The 22,703-nt window shown below is 70.7% G+C and carries 21 protein-coding genes; 9 read left to right on the top strand and 12 right to left on the bottom strand.

What is annotated here, in order from left to right; genetic code table 11:
- Positions 1 to 224 precede the first annotated feature (224 nt).
- On the top strand, positions 225 to 1,565 hold the full coding sequence (locus tag AB0J69_RS05580) for a DUF4192 family protein (protein ID WP_364113189.1): 1,341 nt from the start codon (positions 225 to 227) through the stop codon (positions 1,563 to 1,565).
- Between the two features lie 427 nt (positions 1,566 to 1,992).
- Here AB0J69_RS05580 and AB0J69_RS05575 read toward each other — a convergent pair whose 3' ends face one another.
- Positions 1,993 to 2,337 carry a hypothetical protein gene (locus AB0J69_RS05575; protein WP_237109850.1) on the bottom strand — a complete coding sequence of 115 codons (345 nt, stop codon included), beginning with the start codon at positions 2,335 to 2,337 and terminating at the stop codon, positions 1,993 to 1,995.
- A gap of 133 nt (positions 2,338 to 2,470) precedes the next feature.
- Here AB0J69_RS05575 and AB0J69_RS05570 point away from each other — a divergent pair, with 133 nt between their 5' ends.
- Complete coding sequence (locus AB0J69_RS05570; RefSeq protein ID WP_364113187.1) at positions 2,471 to 3,064, top strand: DUF1707 and DUF4870 domain-containing protein; 594 nt, start codon at positions 2,471 to 2,473, stop codon at positions 3,062 to 3,064.
- Positions 3,065 to 3,561: 497 nt separating this feature from the next.
- Here AB0J69_RS05570 and AB0J69_RS05565 read toward each other — a convergent pair whose 3' ends face one another.
- The 3 genes from AB0J69_RS05565 to AB0J69_RS05555 form a co-directional block, all read right to left on the bottom strand.
- On the bottom strand, positions 3,562 to 4,278 hold the full coding sequence (locus AB0J69_RS05565) for a septal ring lytic transglycosylase RlpA family protein (RefSeq protein WP_364113185.1): 717 nt from the start codon (positions 4,276 to 4,278) through the stop codon (positions 3,562 to 3,564).
- A 498-nt stretch (positions 4,279 to 4,776) separates the two neighbouring features.
- Positions 4,777 to 6,300 carry an ATP-dependent DNA ligase gene (locus AB0J69_RS05560; RefSeq protein ID WP_364113183.1) on the bottom strand — a complete coding sequence of 508 codons (1,524 nt, stop codon included), beginning with the start codon at positions 6,298 to 6,300 and terminating at the stop codon, positions 4,777 to 4,779.
- A 153-nt stretch (positions 6,301 to 6,453) separates the two neighbouring features.
- Positions 6,454 to 6,828 (bottom strand): FKBP-type peptidyl-prolyl cis-trans isomerase, encoded by a 375-nt coding sequence (locus tag AB0J69_RS05555; RefSeq protein WP_364113181.1) that lies wholly within the window; start codon positions 6,826 to 6,828, stop codon positions 6,454 to 6,456.
- 76 nt (positions 6,829 to 6,904) lie between these two features.
- Between AB0J69_RS05555 and AB0J69_RS05550 the strand changes: the two genes are divergently transcribed.
- A complete protein-coding gene (locus tag AB0J69_RS05550; protein WP_364113179.1) occupies positions 6,905 to 7,660 on the top strand; it encodes an SDR family oxidoreductase in 756 nt (251 codons plus the stop codon).
- 15 nt (positions 7,661 to 7,675) lie between these two features.
- Here the strand turns inward: AB0J69_RS05550 and AB0J69_RS05545 are convergent, their stop codons facing one another.
- Positions 7,676 to 9,115: a GuaB1 family IMP dehydrogenase-related protein gene (locus tag AB0J69_RS05545; RefSeq protein WP_364113177.1), complete on the bottom strand. Its 1,440-nt coding sequence runs from the start codon at positions 9,113 to 9,115 to the stop codon at positions 7,676 to 7,678.
- Positions 9,116 to 9,212: 97 nt separating this feature from the next.
- On the opposite strand from AB0J69_RS05545, the gene AB0J69_RS05540 reads away from it, so the two are divergent.
- Positions 9,213 to 9,665, top strand: coding sequence for a GyrI-like domain-containing protein (locus AB0J69_RS05540; protein WP_364113175.1), 453 nt, complete (start codon positions 9,213 to 9,215; stop codon positions 9,663 to 9,665).
- Between the two features lies 1 nt (position 9,666).
- Here AB0J69_RS05540 and AB0J69_RS05535 read toward each other — a convergent pair whose 3' ends face one another.
- Positions 9,667 to 10,185 carry a TetR/AcrR family transcriptional regulator gene (locus AB0J69_RS05535; protein ID WP_364113173.1) on the bottom strand — a complete coding sequence of 173 codons (519 nt, stop codon included), beginning with the start codon at positions 10,183 to 10,185 and terminating at the stop codon, positions 9,667 to 9,669.
- Positions 10,186 to 10,265: 80 nt separating this feature from the next.
- Between AB0J69_RS05535 and AB0J69_RS05530 the strand changes: the two genes are divergently transcribed.
- Positions 10,266 to 11,489, top strand: a complete 1,224-nt coding sequence (locus AB0J69_RS05530; protein ID WP_364113171.1) for an FAD-dependent monooxygenase — start codon at positions 10,266 to 10,268, stop codon at positions 11,487 to 11,489.
- On the opposite strand, the gene AB0J69_RS05525 is transcribed toward AB0J69_RS05530, so the two are convergent.
- Entirely contained in the window at positions 11,446 to 12,597 is a 1,152-nt protein-coding gene (locus AB0J69_RS05525) for a cytochrome P450 (protein WP_364113169.1), read from the bottom strand. The genes AB0J69_RS05530 and AB0J69_RS05525 overlap by 44 nt on opposite strands.
- Positions 12,594 to 13,715 carry a CaiB/BaiF CoA-transferase family protein gene (locus AB0J69_RS05520; protein ID WP_364113167.1) on the bottom strand — a complete coding sequence of 374 codons (1,122 nt, stop codon included), beginning with the start codon at positions 13,713 to 13,715 and terminating at the stop codon, positions 12,594 to 12,596. Before AB0J69_RS05520 ends, AB0J69_RS05525 begins: the two co-directional genes overlap by 4 nt.
- Before the next feature lie 207 nt (positions 13,716 to 13,922).
- Between AB0J69_RS05520 and AB0J69_RS05515 the strand changes: the two genes are divergently transcribed.
- The 4 genes from AB0J69_RS05515 to AB0J69_RS05500 all read left to right on the top strand — a co-directional run bounded on the left by AB0J69_RS05515 (position 13,923) and on the right by AB0J69_RS05500 (position 19,188).
- Entirely contained in the window at positions 13,923 to 15,464 is a 1,542-nt protein-coding gene (locus tag AB0J69_RS05515; protein WP_364113165.1) for a serine/threonine-protein kinase, read from the top strand.
- Positions 15,461 to 16,444 (top strand): NAD(P)-dependent oxidoreductase, encoded by a 984-nt coding sequence (locus AB0J69_RS05510; RefSeq protein WP_364113163.1) that lies wholly within the window; start codon positions 15,461 to 15,463, stop codon positions 16,442 to 16,444. Before AB0J69_RS05515 ends, AB0J69_RS05510 begins: the two co-directional genes overlap by 4 nt.
- Positions 16,445 to 16,574: 130 nt before the next feature.
- Positions 16,575 to 17,924: an FAD-binding oxidoreductase gene (locus AB0J69_RS05505; RefSeq protein ID WP_364113409.1), complete on the top strand. Its 1,350-nt coding sequence runs from the start codon at positions 16,575 to 16,577 to the stop codon at positions 17,922 to 17,924.
- 4 nt (positions 17,925 to 17,928) lie between these two features.
- Positions 17,929 to 19,188, top strand: coding sequence for a class I SAM-dependent methyltransferase (locus AB0J69_RS05500; RefSeq protein ID WP_364113161.1), 1,260 nt, complete (start codon positions 17,929 to 17,931; stop codon positions 19,186 to 19,188).
- A 72-nt stretch (positions 19,189 to 19,260) separates the two neighbouring features.
- Here AB0J69_RS05500 and AB0J69_RS05495 read toward each other — a convergent pair whose 3' ends face one another.
- The 4 genes from AB0J69_RS05495 to AB0J69_RS05480 all read right to left on the bottom strand — a co-directional run bounded on the left by AB0J69_RS05495 (position 19,261) and on the right by AB0J69_RS05480 (position 22,631).
- The gene (locus AB0J69_RS05495) at positions 19,261 to 19,434 is read right to left on the bottom strand and encodes a hypothetical protein (protein WP_364113159.1); all 174 of its coding nucleotides are present in this window, start codon (positions 19,432 to 19,434) and stop codon (positions 19,261 to 19,263) included.
- Positions 19,435 to 19,591: 157 nt separating this feature from the next.
- Positions 19,592 to 20,875 (bottom strand): PHB depolymerase family esterase, encoded by a 1,284-nt coding sequence (locus tag AB0J69_RS05490; RefSeq protein WP_364113157.1) that lies wholly within the window; start codon positions 20,873 to 20,875, stop codon positions 19,592 to 19,594.
- A 126-nt stretch (positions 20,876 to 21,001) separates the two neighbouring features.
- Complete coding sequence (locus tag AB0J69_RS05485) at positions 21,002 to 21,961, bottom strand: phosphotransferase (protein ID WP_364113155.1); 960 nt, start codon at positions 21,959 to 21,961, stop codon at positions 21,002 to 21,004.
- Positions 21,962 to 21,971: 10 nt separating this feature from the next.
- Positions 21,972 to 22,631, bottom strand: coding sequence for an HAD family hydrolase (locus AB0J69_RS05480; protein ID WP_364113153.1), 660 nt, complete (start codon positions 22,629 to 22,631; stop codon positions 21,972 to 21,974).
- Positions 22,632 to 22,703: the final 72 nt, after the last annotated feature.

Raw genomic sequence — 22,703 nt, 5'->3', positions numbered from 1 at the left:
AGCCTCGGACGGCACAGGCGCAGAAGACCGTACAGCCCGATCCCGGTGAGGCGCGCGATCGGGGCAAGCCCTGGCCCCGGTCTCCACAAGCTCGTCGGTTGCCGCCACCGCCGTGGTCCAGGCGAAGGCCAGGACCACCGCAAGACTGTGGACAACCCGTCGTCCTCCACAGAACCCGGTTCGGCCCTGCATGGCCCTCTCCAGGCCCGCCACCCTATGGGCCCATGACAACCAACCACCCAACCCCCAATCCCAGCCCCACCAACGCCACGCCGACCTCCGCCCATGCCGCCACGTCCATCCCCAACCCCGGCCCAGGTCGCGCCTCCGCCCAGACCCCCAGCCCCGCTTCCGCTCCCTTCCCCGTCCCCAGCGCCGCTTTCACCCCCGCCCCCAGCCCCAGCGCCAGCCCTGGTCATGCCTCCGTCCAGACCCCCGGCCCCGCCTCCATCCCCAGCCCCAGATCCGGCTCTGGCGCCTCCTCCCCCTCCACTGCCTTCGACTCGCAGCCCTGCCTCACCCTGACCAGCCCGACCGACATCCTGGCCGCCGTTCCCTACCTCGTCGGGTTCCATCCCACAGCCAGCCTCATCGTCATCGGCCTGGCCCGCGGTCAGGCGAAGATGGTGGCCAGGTGGGGCCTGCCCTTCCCGCGGGGCACTCTCGACCCCATGACCCCCCTTTTCGACCGCGAGGGCATCACGGAGATCGTCATCGTCGGCTACGGCCCTGGAGAGCTGGTCACTCCGGCGGCCGACGAGGCCAGGCTGCTCGCGGCCAAGGCGGGGGTCCACGTGGGTGAGGCCCTGCGGGCGCATGAGGGCCGCTACTGGTCATACGTCTGCCATCTGGCGACATGCTGTCCAGCAGAAGGCACCCCGTACGACCTGTCCACCAGCCAGATATCGGCCGAGGCCACGGTGTGCGGCCTGGTGGCCCTCCCGGATCGCGAGGCCCTGGAGCGCACGCTTGCCCCCGTCACCGGCCCCGTACGGATGGCGATGCGCCGAGCCACGGCCGAGGCGATCGCGGAGTTCCGGGCCCAGCTCATGGACGCCACAGACCTGGACACCTTCGCCACCCGGTTCGTGTCCGACGGCCTGGCCAGGGTGCGATCCGCGCTGGCGACCCACGCCGAGGGCGGCCGCCTGGACGACGCGGCGGTGGCGAGGTTGGGCCTGGACCTAGCGATCATGAGGGTCCGCGACGAGGCGTGGACCCTCATGCACGAATCCCACTCCCTGCTCTGGAAAGACCTGACCCGCAGGCTGGAGCCCCGTTTCATGCCCCCGGCGGCGTCCCTGCTGGCCATGGCCGCCTGGCGTGCGGGCAACAGCGTCCAGGCCACCATCGCCCTCGAACGCGCCCTCACCACCGATCCCGGCTACTCGATGGCCAACCTCCTCATGCACGCCCTCCAGAACCTCCTCTCCCCGGCCATCCTCCGCGACCGCCTCCCGACCCCGGCCGAACTGGACGCCACCATGGGCCCCGCCAACGCCGCCTGGCTGCTCCCCTTGATCAACCTCCTCGACGAGGACGACCCACCCCCCACCCTCGAATAGCCACCAACCCACACGCCTGGCCCTCTCGGCTGCATGTCCGACCCCAGGGCTGGACCAAGCTCGCACGACTGCCCTTGTGCCGCGATGACGCACGGCGGCGGCTCTCCCCACGCCTCACAGCTACACGAAACTCCGTTGGAACCCCGAGGAGCGCACTGGGGCTGCACGCCGTTGGAACCCAACCCCTGGCCACGCACCAGCACGCCATCGAGCCCATACTTCGCGCACCCTGCACGCTGTTGGGACGGGGAACCCGGGGACATGGGGCCACCGTCCTGGACGAGTGCCGTGCAGAGAGGCCCGGTGGCGTGCATCCGTGCGATGGGGGAGGAGCCCGACAGCGTGCATGCGCACGCCATGCCGAGGGGGCAGAGCCGTGGGGCGTCTTGACAGGCAGGTCGGCCGGCCCAGGTCTGGAAGGGGGAGCCTAGAGGCCGCCTTCTTCCTTCCTGCGCCGCTCGTTGTAGGCCCGCATACGCTGCGGATATCCAGTGAGCTGAACGTCGTACACCGGCAACGCAAGATCGCGGGCGACCTTGTGGATCACCGCGGGAGAGCCGACCCTGCGCCTGGTCCACTCGCCGTCGTCGGCCACCGCGACGGCGGTCGTGTCAGTGGCAAAAGTCTCTGGCTCGACGTAAAACTCGACACCACGCCGTGAACGAGCAAAGGCGATGAGCGCCTCGATGTCGGCGTCTGTCGCCTCGCGGTCGAACTTCGCGATCTTTCGGCCGCGCAGTCGACGAATGCCGTAGCGGTCTCGCCATCTCATGAATCCTTTTTATACCGTCTGGAGCCCTCGCGTCGGGGATGATCTAGGGGACAAATCCGGGATTCTCCCGATGGCACCTGACGTTCGCGGGACGCAGTATGAGTGGTGACAGTCCGATTCTCTAAGGAGAGGCATGGCGATTATGGCTGGGGTACCGAAAACCCCCGGGCCGGGACAGGTGCCGCCAGCTCAACTGCGCGTCACCAACCAGGACCGAGAGAACGTGGTCGAGCATGTCAAGGCCGCGTACGCGGAGGGCCGCTTCGACAAGCTCGAGTTCGACGACCGGCTGGAGCGTGCCATGACGGCGCGCACGCACGGTGATCTGACGCCCATCATGAGCGAGCTGTACGGCTCCCAGGCCGTTGTCCGGCCCGCCCCGCTGCCACCACCGGTCCGGACCCACGGTCCGACGGAGAGCAACGAGCGCCTCGGCGGCGCCCTCGCCCATCTGCTCTCCGTCGTCGGCTTCCCGATCGTCGGGCCGCTGCTCCTGCTGCTCACCGGCGGCAAGACCTCGCCCTACATCCGCAAGCACGCCCTGGAGGCACTCAACTTCCAGATCACCGTGGTGGGGGCTTCGGTGCTTCTCCCGCTGACCTTCATCGGCATCGTGCTCGTGCCGTTCATCTGGGTCGCGGCCGTGATCCTCTCCATCGTCGGTGGCGTCGCGGCGCTGACCGAGGGCAATTTCCGTTACCCGCTGACGATTCGCATGGTGAAGTGACCGAAACCGACCGGAGATGAACTTCTCGCCACCACAGCCTGAATTCCGCCCCGCGAAGGCCCCTGGCCTCGGCGGGGCGGACGGGTTTTCCACGACCGCCGGACTGCGACTTTCGCCTTTTGACCTGCGCAAATGTAACGACCAAGGGTTGATCCGGCGTTCGCCGTTCAACCGTTGTGCCTATTCCGGTAGCGCGCGATCGCTGTGTGCCGGCCGTCACGCGCCTCGCGTGATCGCCCCTTTTACGGTTGCTCCTGTCGTCTCACGTAGCTGGGGATGAGCTCTGAGTGCTGCGTGGAGATCATTTCCGTTGGGTGGGGCGAAGGGGGTGGTGTGTGGAACTGAACGCACGAAGACGCGCGATGGCCACGCGGAGCTGCGATGGCCACGCGGACGTGCGACCGCCACGCGGACGTGCGACCGCCACGCGAGGCAGGCGGGGGCGCATCAGCGCGTGTGAAGGTGCGCGGCTGGCGGGGTGGGCCGCCGGGCGGGGGTCAGCGGCCGAGCACCTCGTACTTGACTCGCATCACCCCTGCGCTGATGTTGCCGATGGCGGCGAAGGCGGCCTCGGACAGGTCGAGGCAGCGGCCGCCGATGTACGGGCCCCGGTCGTTGATGCGGACCGTGACGGAATCGCCGTTGTTCGGGTTGGTGACGCGTACCTTGCTGCCCAGCGGCAGGGTCTTGTGGGCGGCCGTCATGGCGGCGGGGTTGAAGCGTTCACCGCTGGCCGTCATCTGGGGTTCGCCATAGTAAGAGGCGCCGCAGGCGCCGGACGAGAGCACGCGGAACTTGGACCTCGCGGTCTTGGACGTCACGGAGGTCTCGGCGGCTTCCGAGGTCTCCGTGGTCTTGGCCGGTTCCGTGGTCTTGGCGGGCTGCGGGGACCTGGTGGTGGCCGGGGAGGTCGTGTTCGGCTGGGCGGCTGCCGGGGGCTTGGGGGCCGGGGATGACGGCTTCGGGGTGAGGCGGCGGGCGGCCTCGTTCGAGGCCGCAGCCGGGTTCGGGGCCGTCCTGGCGGTGCCGGGGGTGGAGGGAGGCGGGTTGACGACCGCCGTGCGCTTGGGGGAGCCGTCGTTGCCGATGGCGGCCCAGGCGGTGGTCGAGGCGGCGGCGAGGACGGCCGCGCCGGCTGCGACGGTGGCCCAGCGGCGCTTGCTCGCTGGGGCTTTGCGGTCCTGGGGAGACGGCGTACGGGAGTGCTGGCCCAAGGTAAACCACGGTCCTAGCTAGGGGATAGGGCAGGGAAAGGCCGGGCCCGGTGGGGGTGGGGGCGTTCGGCGGCCGATCCGCGGGCGGGACGGGGGGTCCCGCGCAATGAGGACGAACATAAGGGACAAAGAGCCGGTAAAGGTAACTTAATGGGACATCAAGTGATATATCTCACTTATGCCGCAAGTTTGCCCAGAGCGCTGAGCGTACGCTGTGGATCTTCGGGTTTCCGGGGAACGTGGGAAGAGGGGCGATCGGTGGGGTGTGTGGAGACCCGTTCGGCCGCTGTCTCGGCTTGAGGTGGGAGGCGTGACAGGGCTGGATGGGCGTCCGGGTGCCGCCTGCCACGTTCGTGGGGGTGGTCCCGGCGTGGGTCTCTCCTGGCCGGGCAGGCCTCTTGCACGGGTGGCCGTACGCCGTCGCCTCGCGTGCCGTCTCGGTGCGGTGCACCCTCTCCCGCATCCCCGCAGGTCAGGGCGGCACCGTTGACACCTTGCCTACAACATGAGCGAGCGCACCGTCTCGACCGTGTCGGCGTCCTCGACCCGCTTGTCCGGCCGGTAGCGCAGCACCCGGGCGAAGCGCAGGGCCATGCCCCCGGGGTAGCGGGGCGAGCGTTGCACCCCGTCGAAGGCGATCTCCACGACCAGCTCCGGCCGCAGCGTGACCGTCCACTCGTCGGTGGGACCCTCGGCCAGCTCGAGGAAGCGCTCGGTCTGCCAGGCCAGCAGCTCGTCCGTGAGCCCCTTGAAGGTCTTGCCGAGCATCACGAACCCGCCCTCAGGGTCGCGGGCGCCCAGGTGGAGGTTGGACAGCTTGCCCTCGCGGCGGCCGTGGCCCCACTCGGCCGCCAGGACCACCAGGTCGAGCGTGTGGCGCGGCTTGACCTTGATCCAGCCCGCCCCCCGCCGCCCGGCCGCGTAGGGAGAGGCGAGGGACTTGACGACCAGGCCCTCGTGCCCGGCCTTCACCACGTCGGTGAAGAACTTCTCCGCCTCCGCCACGTCGCCCGTCACCAGCCGCGGCGTCAGCAGGCCCTGCGGGGCCGCATGGGCAAGGGCCTCCTGGCGCCGGGAGTAGGGCAGGTCGAGCAGGTCGGCGCCGTCGACCCGCAGGGCGTCGAAGAAGAACACGCTCAGCGGCGTACGCTCGCGCAACCGCGCCACGTCGGTCTTGCTGGAGACGCGGCTCGCCGTCACCTGGAACGGGTGCGGCCGGCCGTCCGGTCGCAGGGCCAGCACCTCGCCGTCGAGGACCAGGTCGTCCGACGGCATCTCCAGGACGGCCTCGACCACCTCGGGCACCTGCGGCGTGATGTCGTCGAGGGTGCGGGTGAAGACCCGAACCTCGGGGCCGGAGCGATGGGCCTGCACGCGCACCCCGTCGAGCTTCCACTCCAGCGCGGCGGGAGTGCCCGCCTTCTCCAGCGCGGCGGCCACGTTGGGCGCACTGCCCGCCAGCATGGGCGAGACCGCCCGCCCCACCTCCAGCCGGAACGCGTGCAGCGCCGGCACCCCGCCGGTCAGCGCGGCCGCTCCGACAGCGGGGAGCCAGCCGCGCAGCGTGAGCGCCCGCCGCACGTCGGCCGACGGCGCGCCGGACGCCTTGGCCACGGCCTCGATCATCACGCCGTCGAGCGCGCCCTGCCGCAGCTCCCCGTGCAGCAGCCGCCGCATGAACTGCTGCTCCTGGCTCGTCAGGCCCGCGAACAGCTCGGCGACCAGGGCCTTGCGCGCCGCCTGCGAGCCCTGCCCGGAGACGGCCTTGATCCGGCTCAGCAGCTCGTCGACCGCGGTCAGCGTGGCGGTGGCGGCCAGCTTGGGCTGGGGGACGTCCTCCAGCGTGCGCCAGCCCACGCCCACCTGCCGCTGGGGCAGCTCGCCCGAGAGGTAGGAGATGGCGATCTCCGCCTCGTCCGGGCCCACCCGGCCCAGCAGCTCCGCCAGGTGGCCGATCTTGCCGAGCCTGGCGGACGTGCGCGTCACCGCCTCGGAAACCCGGACCACGTCGATCAGAAGCACACGCCTATGGTGCCTCACGGCGGCGACATTTTCCCCACCCGATCTCGGCGTATCCGCTGAGTGTCGGTCGGGGGGCGGCGCCGGCCCCGCATGGGCCGACGCCGTGCGGCCGCCAGGCGACGCCGTGCGGACGTCAGCCGACGTCCGCGGACGTCAGCTGACGCCGAGCAGGTCGACGACGAAGATGAGCGTCTCGTTCGGCTTGATGCGCGGCGGGGCGCCACGCTGGCCGTAGCCGAGGTGCGGCGGGATGACCAGCTTGCGCCGGCCGCCGACCTTCATGCCCGCGACGCCCTGGTCCCAGCCCCCGATGACGCGCCCGGCGCCCAGGGGGAAGTCGAACGGCTGGCCGCGGTTCCACGACGCGTCGAACTCCTCCCCGGTCGAGAACGAGACGCCCACGTAGTGGACCTTGACGTTCTGGCCGGGCTTGGCCTCCGGGCCGTCGCCCACGGTCAGATCCTCGATCTCGAGGTTCGCGGGCGGGTTGCCACCCGGGAAGTCGATCTCGGGCTTTTCGAGTGCCACGAAGTGCTCCTGTTGGCATTGTTGACGATGAGAATGGACCCGACGACTCTATGCGGTCGGGATATCGTCATCGTTCATGGCCGCCCTTTCTCCCGACGCGTTCCTGCTCACCGGCCGCGTGGCCGTCGTCACCGGAGCCGCCAGGGGGATCGGCCTGGCGATCGCCGAGGCGTTCGCCGCGTTCGGCGCGCACGTCGCCGTCTGCGACCGCGACAAGCCGGGCGCCGAGCTGGCGATGACGCTCGACGTGCGCGACCCGGTGGCGGTGGAGGTGTTCGCCCAGGCCGTACGCGAGCGCTGGGGCCGGGTCGACGTGCTGGTCAACAACGCGGGCGGCACCTTCCACGCGGGGTTCGCCGACACCTCGCCGCGCGGCGAGCAGGTCCTCATCGAGGAGAATTTCACGCAGGTCACCGGCATGATCCGGCGGTTGCTGCCGATGATGCGCCCGGGCGCGTCGATCATCAACGTGACCTCGAGCGAGGCGCACCAGGCGGCGCCGGGGTTCGCGGTGTACGCGGCGATGAAGGCGGCGGTGGAGAGCCTGACGAAGTCGCTGGCGCTGGAGCTGGCCCCGAAGGGCATCAGGGTGAACGCGATCGCGCCCGACGCCCTCCGGACCGAGGGCGAGTCGGGCGTGCGCGAGCGGATGCTGGCCCGCCCGCTGCCGTACGACCCCGTACGCATCCCGCCGCTCGGCCACCTCGGCGAGCCCTGCGACGCGGCGGGGGCGGCCGTGTTCCTGGCCGGCGACCTGGCGAGGTTCGTGACGGGGACGACGGTGCACGTGGACGGCGGGATCAACGCCGCGGGCGGGTGGCGCAGGACCTGAGCCGGGACGAGCCGGTTACCAGCTCTGGTGCAGCGGCATGCCCTCCGTGTACCCGGACGAGCTCTGGATCCCCACGACCGCCTGCGCGTGGAACTCCTCCAGGTTCGACGCCCCCGCGTACGTGCACGACGACCGCAACCCGGCCACGATCGCGTCGATCTGGTCCTCCACGCTCGGCCGCTTCGGGTCCAGGTACATCCTGGACGTCGAGATGCCTTCCTCGAACAGCGACTTCCTGGCCCGGTCGAACGCCGAGTCCTCGGCGGTCCGCAGCCGCACGGCCCGCGCGGAGGCCATGCCGAAGTTCTCCTTGTACTTGCGGCCGTTGGCGTCCGTGTGCGTGTCGCCCGGCGACTCGTACGTGCCCGCGAACCAGGACCCGATCATCACGTTCGACGCCCCGGCCGCCAGCGCCAGCGCCACGTCGCGCGGATGCCGCACGCCCCCGTCGGCCCACACGTGCCGGCCCAGGCGGCGCGCCTCGGCGGCGCACTCCAGCACGGCCGAGAACTGCGGCCGACCCACCCCGGTCATCATCCGGGTGGTGCACATGGCGCCCGGCCCCACCCCGACCTTGAGGATGTCCGCCCCGGCGGCCACCAGGTCGCGCACGCCGGCGGCGGTCACCACGTTGCCCGCCGCGACCGGCACGCCGGGGTCGAGGGCGGTGACGGCGCGCAGGGCCGAGATCATCTTGTCCTGGTGGCCGTGCGCGGTGTCCACGACCAGGCAGTCGACGCCGGCCTCGAGCAGCTCCTTGGCCTTGGCGGCCACGTCGCCGTTCACACCCACGGCGGCCGCGATGCGCAGCCGCCCCTGGGCGTCCACGGCCGGCTCGTAGAGCGTGGCGCGCAGCGCGCCCGTACGGGTGAGGATGCCGACCAGCCGCCCCTCCTCGTCCACGATGGGGGCCAGCCGGTGCCGGCCCTCGTGCAGCCGCTCGAAGGCGCCGCGCGGGTCGAGCCCGGCGGGCAGCGTGAGCAACTCGCTCGACATGACCTGCGAGAGCTGGGTGAACATGTCCACGCCCTGGCAGTCGGCCTCGGTCACCACGCCGACGGGCCGGTTCTCCCAGTCGACCACGACGACCGCGTTGTGCGACCGCTTGGGCAACAGCTGCAGGGCCTCGCCGACGGTGTCGTGCTGGGTCAGCGTGAGCGGCGTGTCGTGGACGAGATCGCGCTTCTTGACCCAGTCGACGACGTTCGCCACGACGTCCAGCGGGATGTCCTGCGGGATGACGGTGATGCCGCCCCGCCGGGCCACGGTCTCGGCCATGCGCCGGCCGGCGACCGCGGTCATGTTCGCCACGACGATCGGGATGGTGGTGCCCGTGCCGTCGTTCGTCGAGAGATCGACTGCGAGCCGGGAACCGACCGCAGAACGCGACGGGACCATGAAAACGTCGCTATAGGTCAGGTCGTAATGGGGCTCGAGGTCGTTGAGAAATTTCACGTTCATCCATCTTATGTGGTGACAGGTCAACAAGGGGTTTCCCCCTTTCTCGGGGGCTTATGATCGGCCGGGACACTTTTGGGGGAGGGGAGGGCCTGTGAACGTCATCGAACGGGCCGAGCTGGTAGTGGTCGGCTTCGCCGTACGCACCACCAACGCCGACGAAATGGATCCGGGCCGGGCCAGGCTTCCGGCGCTCTGGCAGCGCGCGGGCGCGCCGGGGGCTTTCGCGCATGTTCCCGGTCGCGTGGACGAGAACCTTTATGCGGTGCTGACCGATTACGAGAGCGATCACCACGGCGCCTACACGCAGATCGTCGGCACCGGGGTGCGCACCGTGCCCCGGCTGCCGGAGGGCATGGTCGCGGTGCGCGTGCCGGCCGGGCAGGCGCTGAAGCTGGAGGTCCGCGGTCAGATGCCGCAGGCGCTGGTGGAGGCGTGGCAGCAGCTGTGGAAGCACACCGAGTCGGGCGGCACGCCGTCGCGGGCGTTCACGACGGATCTGGAGGTGCACCACCCCGACGGGGTGGATCTCTACATAGCGGTCTGAGTCAGATGCCGAGCACGACGGCCGCCGCCTCGACGGCCGTCGGCTTGACCTCTTCCAGCGGCAGGTGCGCATATTCCACCGCGCAGTCCGACATGCCGCCCAGCGCCACCGTCGCCCGGATGTGCTGCGCCTGCGTCAGCTCGGGCCCCAGCAGCATGGCGATCAGCTCGCGCCGCCAGTCAAACATGCGCGTGCCCAGGTCCAGATAGCTCAGCGTGGACAGCTCGCGGATCATCATGACGAGCACGTCCCGATGCCGCCAGATCAGCTCGAAGTAGTCGTCCAGCAGCTGTCGCGGATCGCCGGAGCGGCGGTCGCGGACGAAGCGCTCGATGTCCTCCACCATCGGCTGCACGATGCTGCGCACCAGGTCGTCGCGTGAGGCGAAGTGGTAGTAGAGCGCTGGCTTGGTGATGCCCAGCCGTTCGGAGATCTGGCGCAGGCTGGTGTTCTGCACGCCCTGACGCACGAACAGCTCGCGCGCCACCGCCTGGATGCGTGCCTTGGTGTCACTGGGCATGGGCCAAGACTATCCCTTACCTACCGTTAAGTAAGCTGTCGTGCTAGCGTGCTTACTTAACGATAGGTAAGGAGAGGGCGATGAAGGTTCTCGTCTCGGGTGCGAGCGTGGCGGGGCCGGTGCTGGCGTACTGGCTGCGCAGGTACGGCTTCGAGGTCACCGTCGTCGAGCGGGCCCCGGCGCTCAGGAAGGCGGGCGGCCACGCGGTGGATCTGTTCAGACCGGCGATGGACATCGTCGAGCGGATGGGCGTCCTGGAGCCGGTGCTGGCCGCCAAGACCGGCACGCAGTGGCTCACCCTCCACACGGAGGACGGGGGCCGCCCGGTGGAGCTGGAGCTGCGGCGCGTGATGGCCGCCGTCTCCGACCGGCACGTCGAGATCATGCGCGACGACCTGAGCGAGATCCTCTACGAGGCGACCCGGCACGACGTGGACTACGTCTTCGGCGACTCCATCGCGTCCGTCTCCGACGACGGGGAGGTGGCGTTCGACAGCGGCCGGACGGGCGCCTACGACCTCGTGGTGGGTGCCGACGGCCTGCACTCCAACGTCCGCCGCCTGGTCTTCGGCCCTGAGTCCCGCTTCACCACCTGGATCGGCGCCTACCTGGCCGTCGCCACGGTGCCGGACTTCCTCGGGCTCGACGATCGGATGGAGGGCATGGCCGGCGTGGGCTGGATGGCGGCTCTGTACAGCGCGGTGCACATGGACGACGCGCGGGCGGGATTCCTGTTCAGGACCCCGGAGCCGCTCGACTACCACCACCGGGACGTCGCCCGGCAGAAGGAGCTGCTGCGCGAGCGCTTCGGGGGCCTGGGCTGGCAGGTGCCGAGGATCCTGGAGGAGATCGACCGCGCGCCGGCGTTCTACATGGACTCGATCACCCAGCTCCGCCTGGACACCTGGTCGCGCGGCCGGGTGACGCTGGTGGGCGACGCCGGCTACTGCCCGGGGCCGGCGGTCGGGGGGAGCACGAGCCTGGCGGTCGTGGGGGCGTACGTGCTGGCGGGCGAGCTGGCCGCGCACGGCGGCGACCACACGCGGGCCTTCCCGGCGTACGAGGCCGAACTCGGCGAGTACGTGCGCCGCAGCCGCGCCTTCGCCGTCCGCGCGGCCCGCGGCATCGTGCCCGGCAGCAGGTTCGACCTGTGGGCGCTGACCCGGGGCGCGCGACTGGTGAACCGCCTGCCCGTCGCGCTGACCAGGGCCGCGGTCAAGGCCGGCAGCAAGGGCGTGCGGCTGCACGACTCGATCAGGCTCAAGGACTACGCAGCACGACAGGGAACGACGTCACGCCCCTGACGAAGGCGTTGGGCAGGATCCGCGGCCCGTCCGTGTCGGCGTAGGAGGCCGTCCCCACCCGGTCGAGCCACTCCTCGAAGAAGATCCGCAGCTCCAGCCTGGCCAGCGCGGCGCCCAGGCAGAAGTGCGTGCCCAGGCCGAACGCGATGTGCCCGCCCGGTTTCCTGGTCACGTCGAAGACGTCCGGGTCGGTGAACACCTCGGGGTCCCGGTTCGCCGACCCGTACATGAGCAGCACCTGCTGCCCCTCGCGGATGTCCTGCCCGTGCAGGGTGGTGTCCCGGGTGGCCGCGCGGCACATGTTGAGTATCGGCGTGGTCCACCGGATGAACTCCTCCACCGCCCCCTCGACGAGCCCCCGGTCCTCGCGCAGCAGCCGCCACTGGTCCGGATGGCGGATCAGCGCGTCGATCGCGGTGGCGATGACCGTCCTGGTGGTCTCGGCGCCGCCGTCGAGCAGCAGCAGCGCGTCGTTGGCCAGGCTCTCGTCGTCGTAGCCGGGGCTGGCGCACCACACGGACAGCAGGTCGTCGCGCGGGTGGGCACGGCGCTCGGCGGCCAGCTCCAGCACCGCCTGCCCGTACTCGCCGGCGGCCACGGCGGCCTCGTGCGTCACGTAGCGCAGGCCGCCCCCGGCCACGATGGTGGTCTCCGACCAGTGCTTCAGCCTGGGCCAGTCCTCGTCGGGGAACCCGAGCAGCCAGCCGATCATCCGGGCCGGCAGCGGCGCCGCCAGCTCGGGCACCACGTCCACGGTGCCCTTCTCCAGGGCGCGGGTGAGCAGCTCGACGACGACCTCGCGGACGCGGGCGGCGTAGCGCTCGTGTACGTGGCGGGGGGTGAAACGGCGGTAGACGAGCCGGCGGCGCTCGGCGTGCTCGGGATCGTCCAGACCGATCATGGACGGCTCTGAGGGCAACTGGGGGCGGTAGCCGACGGTGCTGGTCCACAGCTGCGGGTCGCGCTCGATGGCCGAGATGTCGGCGTGGCGGGAGATGCCCCACAGGCCGTTGGCCGCGTCGTAGTAGGCGGGGGCGTGCTCGCGCAGCCAGGCGTACACGGAAGTGGGGTCACCGGCGTACAGGTCGCCGTCGAGTAAGTCGATCATGTCAGCACTCCTTGGCCGCGTAGCTTGTCCGCCTCCTCCTGCGACAGGCCCCAGCCGGACAGGTCGGCCAGGCGGGTGGCGGGAGAGAGGTCCTGGGCGGGCACGCCGAGCAGGCGGGGCGCGGGCGTCGGGTGGGTGACGCCGCCGACCTCGACGAAGGAGCCGCGGGCGGTGTTGTGCGGGTGGCCGGCGGCCTCGGACATGGACAGCACGGGCGAGACGCAGGCGTCGGAGCCCTCGAAGACCGCCTCCCACTCGGCCCGGGTCCGCTTCCCGAACTCCTCCGCCAGGCGGGCCTTCAGCGCGGGCCACTGCGCCCGGTCGTTCCTGTCGGGCAGGTCGGTCAGGCCCATGAGGGTCACCATCGCCTCCCAGAACTGCGGCTCCAGCGAGCCCACGGCCACGTACTGCCCGTCGGCGGTCTCGTACGTGTCGTACTGCGGGGCGCCGGTGTCCAGCAGGTTCGTGCCCCGCGGGCCCCAATGTCCGCTCTGGACCCCCTGGTAGAACATCGAGAACAGGATCGCCGCCCCGTCCACCATGGCCGCGTCGATCACTCGGCCCCTGCCGGTGCGCTCGCGCTCGAACAGGGCCAGCAGCACCCCGTACGCCAGCATGAGCCCGCCCCCGGCGAAGTCGCCCAGGATGTTGATCGGCGGCGTCGGCTTGTCCCCGTCGCGCCCCAGCATCGACAGCACGCCGGAGACGGCGATGTAGTCGATGTCGTGCCCGGCCGTGGGGGCGAGCGGCCCGTCCTGCCCCCACCCGGTCATCCGGCCGTAGACCAGCCGCTCGTTCACCGCGTGCAGGTCGTCGGGCCCGATGCCGAGCCGCTCCGCCACGCCCGGGCGGAACACCTCGATCACGACGTCGGCGTGGCGGACCAGCTCCTTGAACGCCGCCACGCCCTCGGACGCCTTCAGGTCCAGGCCGATCGTGTGCTTGCCGCGGTCCATGACATCCGTCCGCGGACGGTCGGAAACCGCCTTCACCCGGTCCACCCGCAGGACATCCGCCCCATGATCGGCTAGCATCATCCCCGCGAACGGCCCCGGTGCGAGCCCCGCGAGCTCCAGCACGCGCACCCCGGACAGCGGACCCCGGCGAACCTCTGGCATCGACCTCTCCTTGCTCTGGACCCTGCCTCAGTAGAACAACATTCGGTGATCTGGTGCAAGCGGCCTTGGCGACCTTCCGGCGAAGTGGTGGGAGGTATGGGAAACTTGCCCACTGTTCGGGTGGTCTGAAGACGGGTGCGTTCAGCGACCGTCTGCAGCAGGCGTTCGATGCCGCATCAGGCGCTTGCGCCGATACAGGGGTAGGACATGGTTTCGGATAGCAACCGGCTCATCGCAGGGCGCTACCAGTTAGTGCGCGAACTGGGCCGCGGGGGCATGGGCGTGGTCTGGGAAGGCCGCGACACACTGCTGAACCGGCAGGTGGCCATCAAGGAAGTGCTGCTGCCGGACGGCCTGTCGCCGGGCGACCAGGAGCGTCAGCTGTTAAGGACCGCCCGCGAGGCTCGCACCGCGGCCAAGCTGAACCACCCCTCCGTCGTCGCCGTCTACGACGTGGTCGAGGAGGGCGGCCGGCCGTGGATCGTGATGGAGCTGGTCAGCCATCCGTCGGTCGAGCAGGTCGTGCTCACCACGGGCGCGCTCCCGGTACGGGAGGCGGCCGACCTGGGCAGGCAGGTGCTGTCCGCGCTGAGGACCGCCCACGAGGCGGGCATCCTGCACCGCGACGTCAAGCCGAGCAACATCCTGCTGGCGGACGACGGCCGCGCCGTCCTCATGGACTTCGGCATCGCCACGGTCGAGGGTGACGCGTCGCTGACCAGAACCGGCATGGTCACGGGCTCGCCGAGCTTCCTGGCCCCGGAACGGGTCCGCGCCGAGAACGCGGGACCGGCCTCCGACCTGTGGTCGCTGGGCGCCACGCTGTACGCGTGCATGGTCGGCCGCTCGCCGTTCGAGCGCGGCGACCCCATGGCCACGCTCAACGCGCTGCTCACCGAGGAGCCCGACTACCGCCGGATCCCGCCGGCCATGCACCCGATCCTGAAGGGGCTGCTCCGGAAGGAGCCCCAGGACCGGGTGACCGCCGAGGAGGCCGACCGGCTGCTGGCGGCCATCGCCGCCGCCAGGCCCGCCTCCGCCGACCTCGACCCGCCCGAGCGGAAGAAGGGCGAGGGTCCCGGCCGGGCGCTGCTCGCGGCGGCCGCGGCTGTGGTGCTGGTCCTGACGGGCGGCGCGGTCGCGTACTTCAGGATCGCCTCCCCGGCCGAGGGCACCCCGCGCGCGACCGCCCAGCCGGCCGCGGCGACCGCCCCGCTCACCCCGACCGCCGCGCCGACCACGCAGGACGCGACGCCCTCCGCGACCCCGACGCCCAGCGTGAGCAGGGTCGTGCCCGTCGTGCGGGCGTGGAGGTCGCGGGACGGCTGGTCGATCATGCGGCCGACCGGCTGGCGGGGAGCGCGCGCCGAGGCGTACACGGAGTGGACCCGCAGGGACGGCAACGCCCACCTCGGGGTCGAGGCCGTCTACTCCAACCTCGACCCGAGCCAGCTCATCCGCAACTCCCAGGAGACCCTCGCGGAGACCGCCCAGAACGTGGTCAACCGCGCCCGGCGGACGGTGACGCACCAGGGCGCGCAGGCGGTGGAGTGGGAGTTCTCCTGGACGGCGGGCGCGGCCGGCGACGCGCCGTGGCAGCGGCCGGGCACCCGCTACCACGAGGTACGCCGGGCCGTCGCCATCGGCGACACCGCCTACCTGCTGTCCTGGACCGTCACCGAGAACCAGTGGCGGCGCAACCGGGCTCTTATGCGACAGGTGATCAACAGCTTTACTGTGGGGGCATGAGCCCCTGGAACCTGCTCGCACTGCCACCGCTGCCCGAAGAGGTCATGCGCCGCCTGCTGGCGCCGCTCGGCGATCGGGTGGCGGTGCGCGTGCCCGCCTCCCGTGACCGGGACGCGCTCCTCGCGGCACTGCCGGAGGCCGAGATCGTGCTCGGCGACTGGACGGGCACGCTGGTCATGGACGCCGGGGCGGTCCGGGCGGCGCCCCGGCTGGCGTTCGTGCAGCAGCCGTCGGTGGGCGTGGACGGCCACGACCTGGGCGCCCTGGCCGCGGCCGGGGTGCCGCTGGCCAACACGCCCGGGGTCAGCGCGGTGGCGGTCTCCGAGTGGTGCCTGGCCGCCACGATGTCGCTGTCGCGCAAGCTGGCCGCCGCCGACGCCGCCGTACGCGCGGGAGAGTGGCCCCAGCAGGGGCTGCAGCCCCACGAGCTGCGCGGCCGGCGCGTGGGCATCGTCGGATACGGCCCGATCGGCGCCACCTGCGCGGAGATGTTCCGCGCGCTCGGCTGCCAGGTGTCCTACTGGACGCGCACCCCGCGCCCGGACCCCGGATTCGAGGACCTGGAGACGCTCGTGTCCGCGAGCGACGTCGTGGTCGTCGTGATCGCGCTGTCGGACGAGACCCGCGGCCTCGTCGACCCCGGTCGCATGAAGCCGGGCGCCCTGCTGGTCAACGCGGCCAGGGGCGGCGTGGTCGACCAGCCGGCGCTCGTGGCCGCATTGCGCGAGGGCCGGCTGGGCGGGGCCGCGCTGGACGTCTTCGACGTGGAGCCGCTGCCCGCCGGCGACCCGCTGCGCGAGCTGCCGAACGTCCTGCTGTCACCGCACGTCGCCGGCGTCACGCCCGAGGCCACCGGCCGCCTGCTCACCGCCACCCTGGACAATCTGACCGCCGCCGTCGAGGGACGGGAGGTCGACGGTGTACTTAACGGAATATCGCCGGTGATCAACCGAAAGTTTACGGAATCGCCTACCACGTAGGGGATCCACCTGGCACGATGAACAGTTTTCGTGTCTTTAACGACCCCGGTCTGTTCCGGATCGCTCATGGGAGATACCGTCTTACGGACGATCTCTACCAGCTCAAGGGGGTGCTTTCGTGACGACGACGATGTCGACACACCAACGGGCAGTAGAGCAGATCCGGCAGTCGTACGCCGCGATCCCCGGCGACGCCGCGCCCCGGCTGGCCAAGTCCACGTCCAACCTCTTCAGGTTCCGCGACGGCGGGCGGACGGCCAAGCTCTCGGCCCGGGATCTCGACGAGGTCATCAGCGTCGATCCCGAGACGATGACGGCCGAGGTCCAGGGCATGACCACGTACGAGCACCTGGTGGACGCCACGCTGCCGCACGGGCTCATGCCTTATGTGGTGCCGCAGCTCAAGACGATCACGCTGGGCGGCGCCGTCACCGGGCTCGGGATCGAGTCCACCAGCTTCAGGGACGGGCTGCCGCACGAGTCGGTCGAGGAGCTCGAGATCCTCACCGGTGACGGGCGCGTCGTCGTGGCCCGCGACGACAACGAGCACCGCGACCTGTTCCGCGCGTTCCCCAACTCCTATGGGACGCTCGGCTACGCCCTGCGCATCCGGATCAAGCTCCGCAAGGTCCAGCCGTACGTGCATCTCACCCACGTCAAGTTCACCGACGCGGGCAAGTGCATGCTGGCCATGCAGGAGATCTGCGACAGCATGGTGTACGACGGCGAGAGCGTCGACTTCGTGGACGGCGTCTTCTTCGCCCCCGGTGAGATGTACCTCACGCTCGGCCGCTTCGCCGAGCGCGCTCCCTACATCTCCGACTACACCGGGATGCGGATCTACTACCAGTCGATCAGGCAGCGCAGCCGCGACTGGCTGACGATCCGCGACTACCTGTGGCGCTGGGACACCGACTGGTTCTGGTGCTCGCGCGCCTTCGGCGTGCAGCAGCCGGTGGTCCGCTCGCTCATGCCGCGCCGCTGGATGCGCTCCGACGTCTACCGGCGCCTGGTGGCGCTCGACCGGAAATACGGCCTGACCGCCCGCGTCGACAGGTGGCGCGACCAGCCGGTGCAGGAGTCGGTCATCCAGGACGTCGAGACCCCGGTCGAGCGCGGGGCCGAGTTCCTGGAGTTCTTCCACGACAAGGTGGGCATGACCCCGGTGTGGATGTGCCCGCTGCGGGCCTCGACCCGCTGGCCGCTCTACCCGCTCGAGCCGGGCAAGCTCTACGTCAATTTCGGTTTCTGGGGAATGGTGCCGCTGCCACGGGGGCGGTTCGACGGTTACTACAACCGGCTCATCGAGTCTTCGGTGCACGATCTCGATGGCCACAAGTCGCTCTACTCGACCTCGTTCTATGCCCGTGAGCAGTTCTGGCAGCTGTACAACGGCGACGCCTATTGGCCGGTCAAGCGGGAATACGACCCGAACGGTCGCCTGCTGGACCTGTACGAAAAGTGTGTACGGGGAAGGTGAGTTGATGGCTCTCGCAACCATCTTTGAGAAAATCGTCGGCACGGAAGCGAACCTCGCGTTCATGGCCTACGACGGCAGCAAGGCCGGGCCGGACGGCGCCGACCTGGCCCTCGAGGTCAAATCACCGATCGCGGTGGCCTACCTGGCCCAGGCACCGGGCGAGCTGGGCCTGGCCAGGGCGTACATCTCCGGTCACATTGACGTTCACGGCGACCTGTACGCGCTGCTGGACCGGATGTGGAACATCACCACCAACGACCTGACGACCTCCGAGAAGGTCGCCGCCGTCCGGTCGCTGGGCGTCAAGCCGCTCCTCATGCGGGTGCCGCCGCCACCGCAGGAGATCCGCCAGAGCACCCTGGCGAGACTGGGCTCCCGGCACGCCAAGCAGCGCGACGCCGAGGCCATCCACCACCACTACGACGTCTCCAACCGCTTCTACGAGTGGGTCCTGGGCCCGTCCATGGCCTACACGTGCGCGTGCTTCCCGACGGAGGACTCGACGCTGGAGGAGGCCCAGTACGCCAAGTTCGACCTGGTGGCCCGCAAGCTCGGCCTGGAGCCGGGGATGCGCCTGCTGGACGTCGGCTGCGGCTGGGGCGGCATGGTCATGCACGCCGCCAAGCACTACGGCGTCAAGGCGCTCGGCGTCACGCTGAGCCGCCGGCAGGCGGAGTGGGCGCAGAAGGCCATCGCCGACGCGGGCCTGCAGGACCTGGCGGAGGTCCGCTTCATGGACTACCGCGACGTCAAGGAGTCGGGCTTCGACGCGGTCAGCTCCATCGGCCTGACGGAGCACATCGGCAAGGCGAACGTGCCGTCGTACTTCCAGTTCCTGTACGGCAAGCTCAGGCCCGGCGGCCGCATCCTGAACCACTGCATCACCCGGCCGACCGGCAAGGAGAAGACGTTCAACAAGGGCGGCTTCATCAACCGCTACGTCTTCCCCGACGGGGAGCTGGAGTCGGTGGGCTGGCTGATCCGGCAGATGGAGGACATCGGCTTCGAGATCCGCCACGAGGAGAACCTGCGGGAGCACTACGCCAAGACCCTGCGGCACTGGTGCGACAACCTGGACGCCAACTGGGACGACGCGGTCCAGGAGGTCGGCATGGGCACGGCCCGGGTGTGGGCCCTGTACATGGCGGGGTGCATCGTGGGCTTCGAGCGCAACAAGGTCCAGCTCCATCAGGTGCTGGGCGTCAAGCTCGACCAGCAAGGCCGCTCCGGCGTCCCGCTCCGGCCCGCCATCGACTGGCCCTGAGGCGACGCCGATCCGCACCAAGGGTCGGTGTCCGAAGCGAAACGGAGCTTGCGGTTGACGCAAGCTCCGTCGCTACCCCGCGGACGTGGACAGGGAATCAGCCTGTTCGCCGTGTCCGGCCGCCATGCGATGGTGCCTGTCCTTGGCGTGCCGCCCCCTGCTGGGATGGTGCTCGTCCGTGCTGGAGTCCTCTGGTGACTCCAGCGGCTGCTCCTTGGGATTGTGGGGCTTCGCGTGCCTGCCCACGTGATCTCCTTAGACTCTCCCAACTGCTTAAAGTGACCGTATGGCTACAGTCGGCATCGGGGCAAGCGGGAACCCGGTAAAGGTGAAGCAGTTTTCAGGGAAGGAGCCGGCCCGGCGGCCCCTGACCAGGTCGCCGGGCCAGGCAAGAGGGAGCGGATCAGGTGCAGGTGGCGCCGTTCAGGGTGAAGGAGGATGGCTGGGCGGTGTTGCCGCCGTGCGTGGCCTGGAAGCCGAACGACGCGGACGCCCCCGGAGCGATGGCCGCGTTGTAGGAGGCGTTCCTGGCCGTCACCTGGCCGCTGGTCGGCGAGATCGAGGCGTTCCAGGTCGAGGTGATCGTCTGGCCGGTCGGCAGGGTGAAGGCTAGGTTCCAGGCGGAGACCTGGGTCGTGCTCGTGTTGGCGATGGTGACGGCGGCGGTGAAGCCGGTGTTCCAGGTGTTCGTCGTGTACGTGACGCGGCACGCCCCGGTCGGCGGGGTGGGTGAGGTGGTCGGCGTGGTGGTGGGGTCGCCGCCGCCGTCCGACAGGCCGAAGAAGTCGATCACCGCGGCCGCCATCCCGCTCTGCGGCAGGTTGTGGCCCACGCCCTGGAGGCTGATCGCCTCGACCGGGGCCATGGTGCCCGTGCCGCCGTACCGGGTTCGGGCCCAGCCGGATCGGGGCTGGTCGGCGAGGCTGGGGGTCTGGCTCAGGCCGTGGACGTCGGTCCACTGCTTGATCTGCTCCTGGAAGTTCGGGTAGCGCAGCGTGGTGTCCTCGGTGCCGTGCCACGTCTGCATGCGCGGCCGCGCGCCGGTGTATCCGGGGTAGGCCGCGCGTACGAGGTCGCCCCACTGCTGCGGCGTCTTGGTGACCTGGCCGTTGGCGCAGGCGCTGTTCCAGCTGGAGCCGTCGGTGGTGGCGAAGCAGCCGAACGGCACGCCCATGAAGGCCGCTCCCGCCTTGAACACGTCAGGGTAGGCGCCCAGCAGGACGTTGGTCATCATGCCGCCGGAGGAGGCGCCCGTCACGAACGTACGGGCGGGGTCGGCGTTGTGGCGCTGCTGGACGTACCTGGCCATGGAGACGATCCCGACGGGGTCGCTGCCGCCGTCATGGCGCAGCGCCTGCGGAGAGGAGACGTCGAAGCACGAGCCGCTCCTGGTCGCCGACGGGTAGATGACCACGAACTTGTACCGGTCGGCGAGCGAGGCGAACTCCGTGCCGGAGTGGAAGGCCGGGCCGGATCCCGTGCAGTAATGTACGGCCACCAGCAGCGCGGGCCGGGCGGGGACACCGTCGGGGACGTACAGGTGCATGCGTAGGTTGGTGGGGTTCGTACCGAAGCCGGTCACTTCCGTGAGCTGGGCGGACGAGGCCGGCGGCGCGGCCATCAGCCCGGCGGCCACCAGTGCCGCGGCGGCGATCACGGCGCTTGCTATTCGAGCTCTCAGCTTCATCGAGTTCCTCTCGCTCGTCCGCCGAAATATTGCGAGTGTCCACAGAAAATTTCGGCAACGCAACGGGCCAGGTACGATCCCGCGAGACGGAAGGCGGTGAGCTGCCAAGAGGCGCAGCTCAAGCGGTCAGGACGATGAAAGTTTCGCCAGCTCGCGCAGCGTGCCGGTGAGGCCCTGCCACGCCTGCTCGGCGTCCGGCGTGGCACCGTGCGGCCCCCGGAACCACGCCACGAACTCCGCCACGTCGTCGAGGGCCCACCGCAGCCGGTAGAGCGCGAGGGCGCCGGGGTCCGGCTCGCGGCCGGTCGCCTCCGCGTACCGGGCGAGGTCGTCGTCGGTCCCGGCCACCAGCCACAGGTCCCGCTCCGGCACGGCCATCCCGACCGTGTCCCAGTCCAGCAGCAGCCGCCGCCCGCCGGGGGCGCGCAGCAGGTTGCCGGGGTGCGGCTCGCCGTGCGTGACCACCGGCTCCCCGGGCCTGCCCGCCAGCCGGTCGAACTCCTCCAGCCCGCGCCGCAGCACCCCGGTGTGATCGGCGATCAGCTCCTGCGCGGGCCCGGCGTACGGGCCGCCGAGCCAGGGCAGGGACGTGTTCCGCAGCGCCTGCTCCAGCCCGGCCCGGCCGGTCAGCTCCACCGGGCGGTCGGGGGTCGGCAGCGGGGGCGGGGTCGCGTGCAGCTCGGCCAGCAGGTCGATGACGAGGGCCCGCTCGCCGGCGGGCTGCTCGTCGCCGAAGTGGCCGGGGGTGCCGTCCTCGTACGGGAACACGCTCATGGCGTACCGGTGGCGGTCGAGGCGGCGCAGCGTCGTGCCGTCGGCGCCGCGCAGCGGCGCGACGACGAACCCGAGGCCCGCCTCCTCGCGCAGCGCCGCCGCCGTCTCCATGGCCAGCCGGAGGCCGTCGAAGGTGCGCCGCCGCACGTCCGCGACCGTGACGAACCAGCGCCGCCCGCCCGTGTCGCCCGCCACCCAGTGGAAGTCGCCGAACCCGACCGGCGCGTAGTCCAGCGTGGCGGCCTCGATCCCCCACTCGCCCAGTGCGGGCCGCAGCAGCCCCTCGTCGAAGTCGTCCGGTCGATCGCGCATACCGAGCAAGCTATCGGCCCGGCCTGGGCCACTTCACCTGGATAAGCAGGTCCATGGCGGCGACGGCGTCGGTCACCACGTGGTCCGCCCGGGGCGGCTCCGGCACGCGCCCGCGGTCGATCCAGATCGTGCGCAGGCCCGCGCCGCGCCCGCCCGCGATGTCCATCTCCGGGTCGTCCCCGACCATCCACCCGCCGTCGCGCAACGAGGCCCCGCAGCGCGCGGCGCCGATTTCGAACAGCCGGACGTCCGGCTTCCGTACGCCCTCCGCGTCCGAGATCGCCCATCCGTCCACCCGCGTGGCCAGCCCGCTGTGCCGGATCTTGCCCGTCTGGTTGTCGGCCATCCCGTTCGTCACGATCCCCACCGACCAGCCGGCCGCCCGCAGGCGGTTTAACCCCTCCAGCACCTCGGGCCGGCACCGCACCAGGTACGGCAGCCGCGCCCGGTACGCCCGCCACAGGTCCTCCGCCGGCTCGGCGAGCCCGAACCGCTCGCGTACGAGGGCGAAGAACGTGCCCATCGGCACCGACCCGTCCGCGTCCGCCGCCACCAGCCAGGCCACCGCCTCGCCGCCCAGCCCCCGCTCGGCGGCGAACCCGGCGGCCCACCGCTCGAATGCCGCCAGCCGGTCGATCAGCGTGTTGTCCAGGTCGAAGAGCGCGAGCATCGGGCATCCCATGGGCCGGCGAGAAAGCAGGCGCGGGCCGGGCCCGCGCCTTCGAGGATCGGGAGACCGGCC

The sequence above is a fragment of the Nonomuraea sp. NPDC049709 genome, assembly GCF_040674815.1.
Lineage (GTDB): Bacteria > Actinomycetota > Actinomycetes > Streptosporangiales > Streptosporangiaceae > Nonomuraea.
The sequence above is the reverse complement of the archived record's forward strand: the minus strand, read 5'-3'. Positions and strand labels throughout refer to the sequence as shown.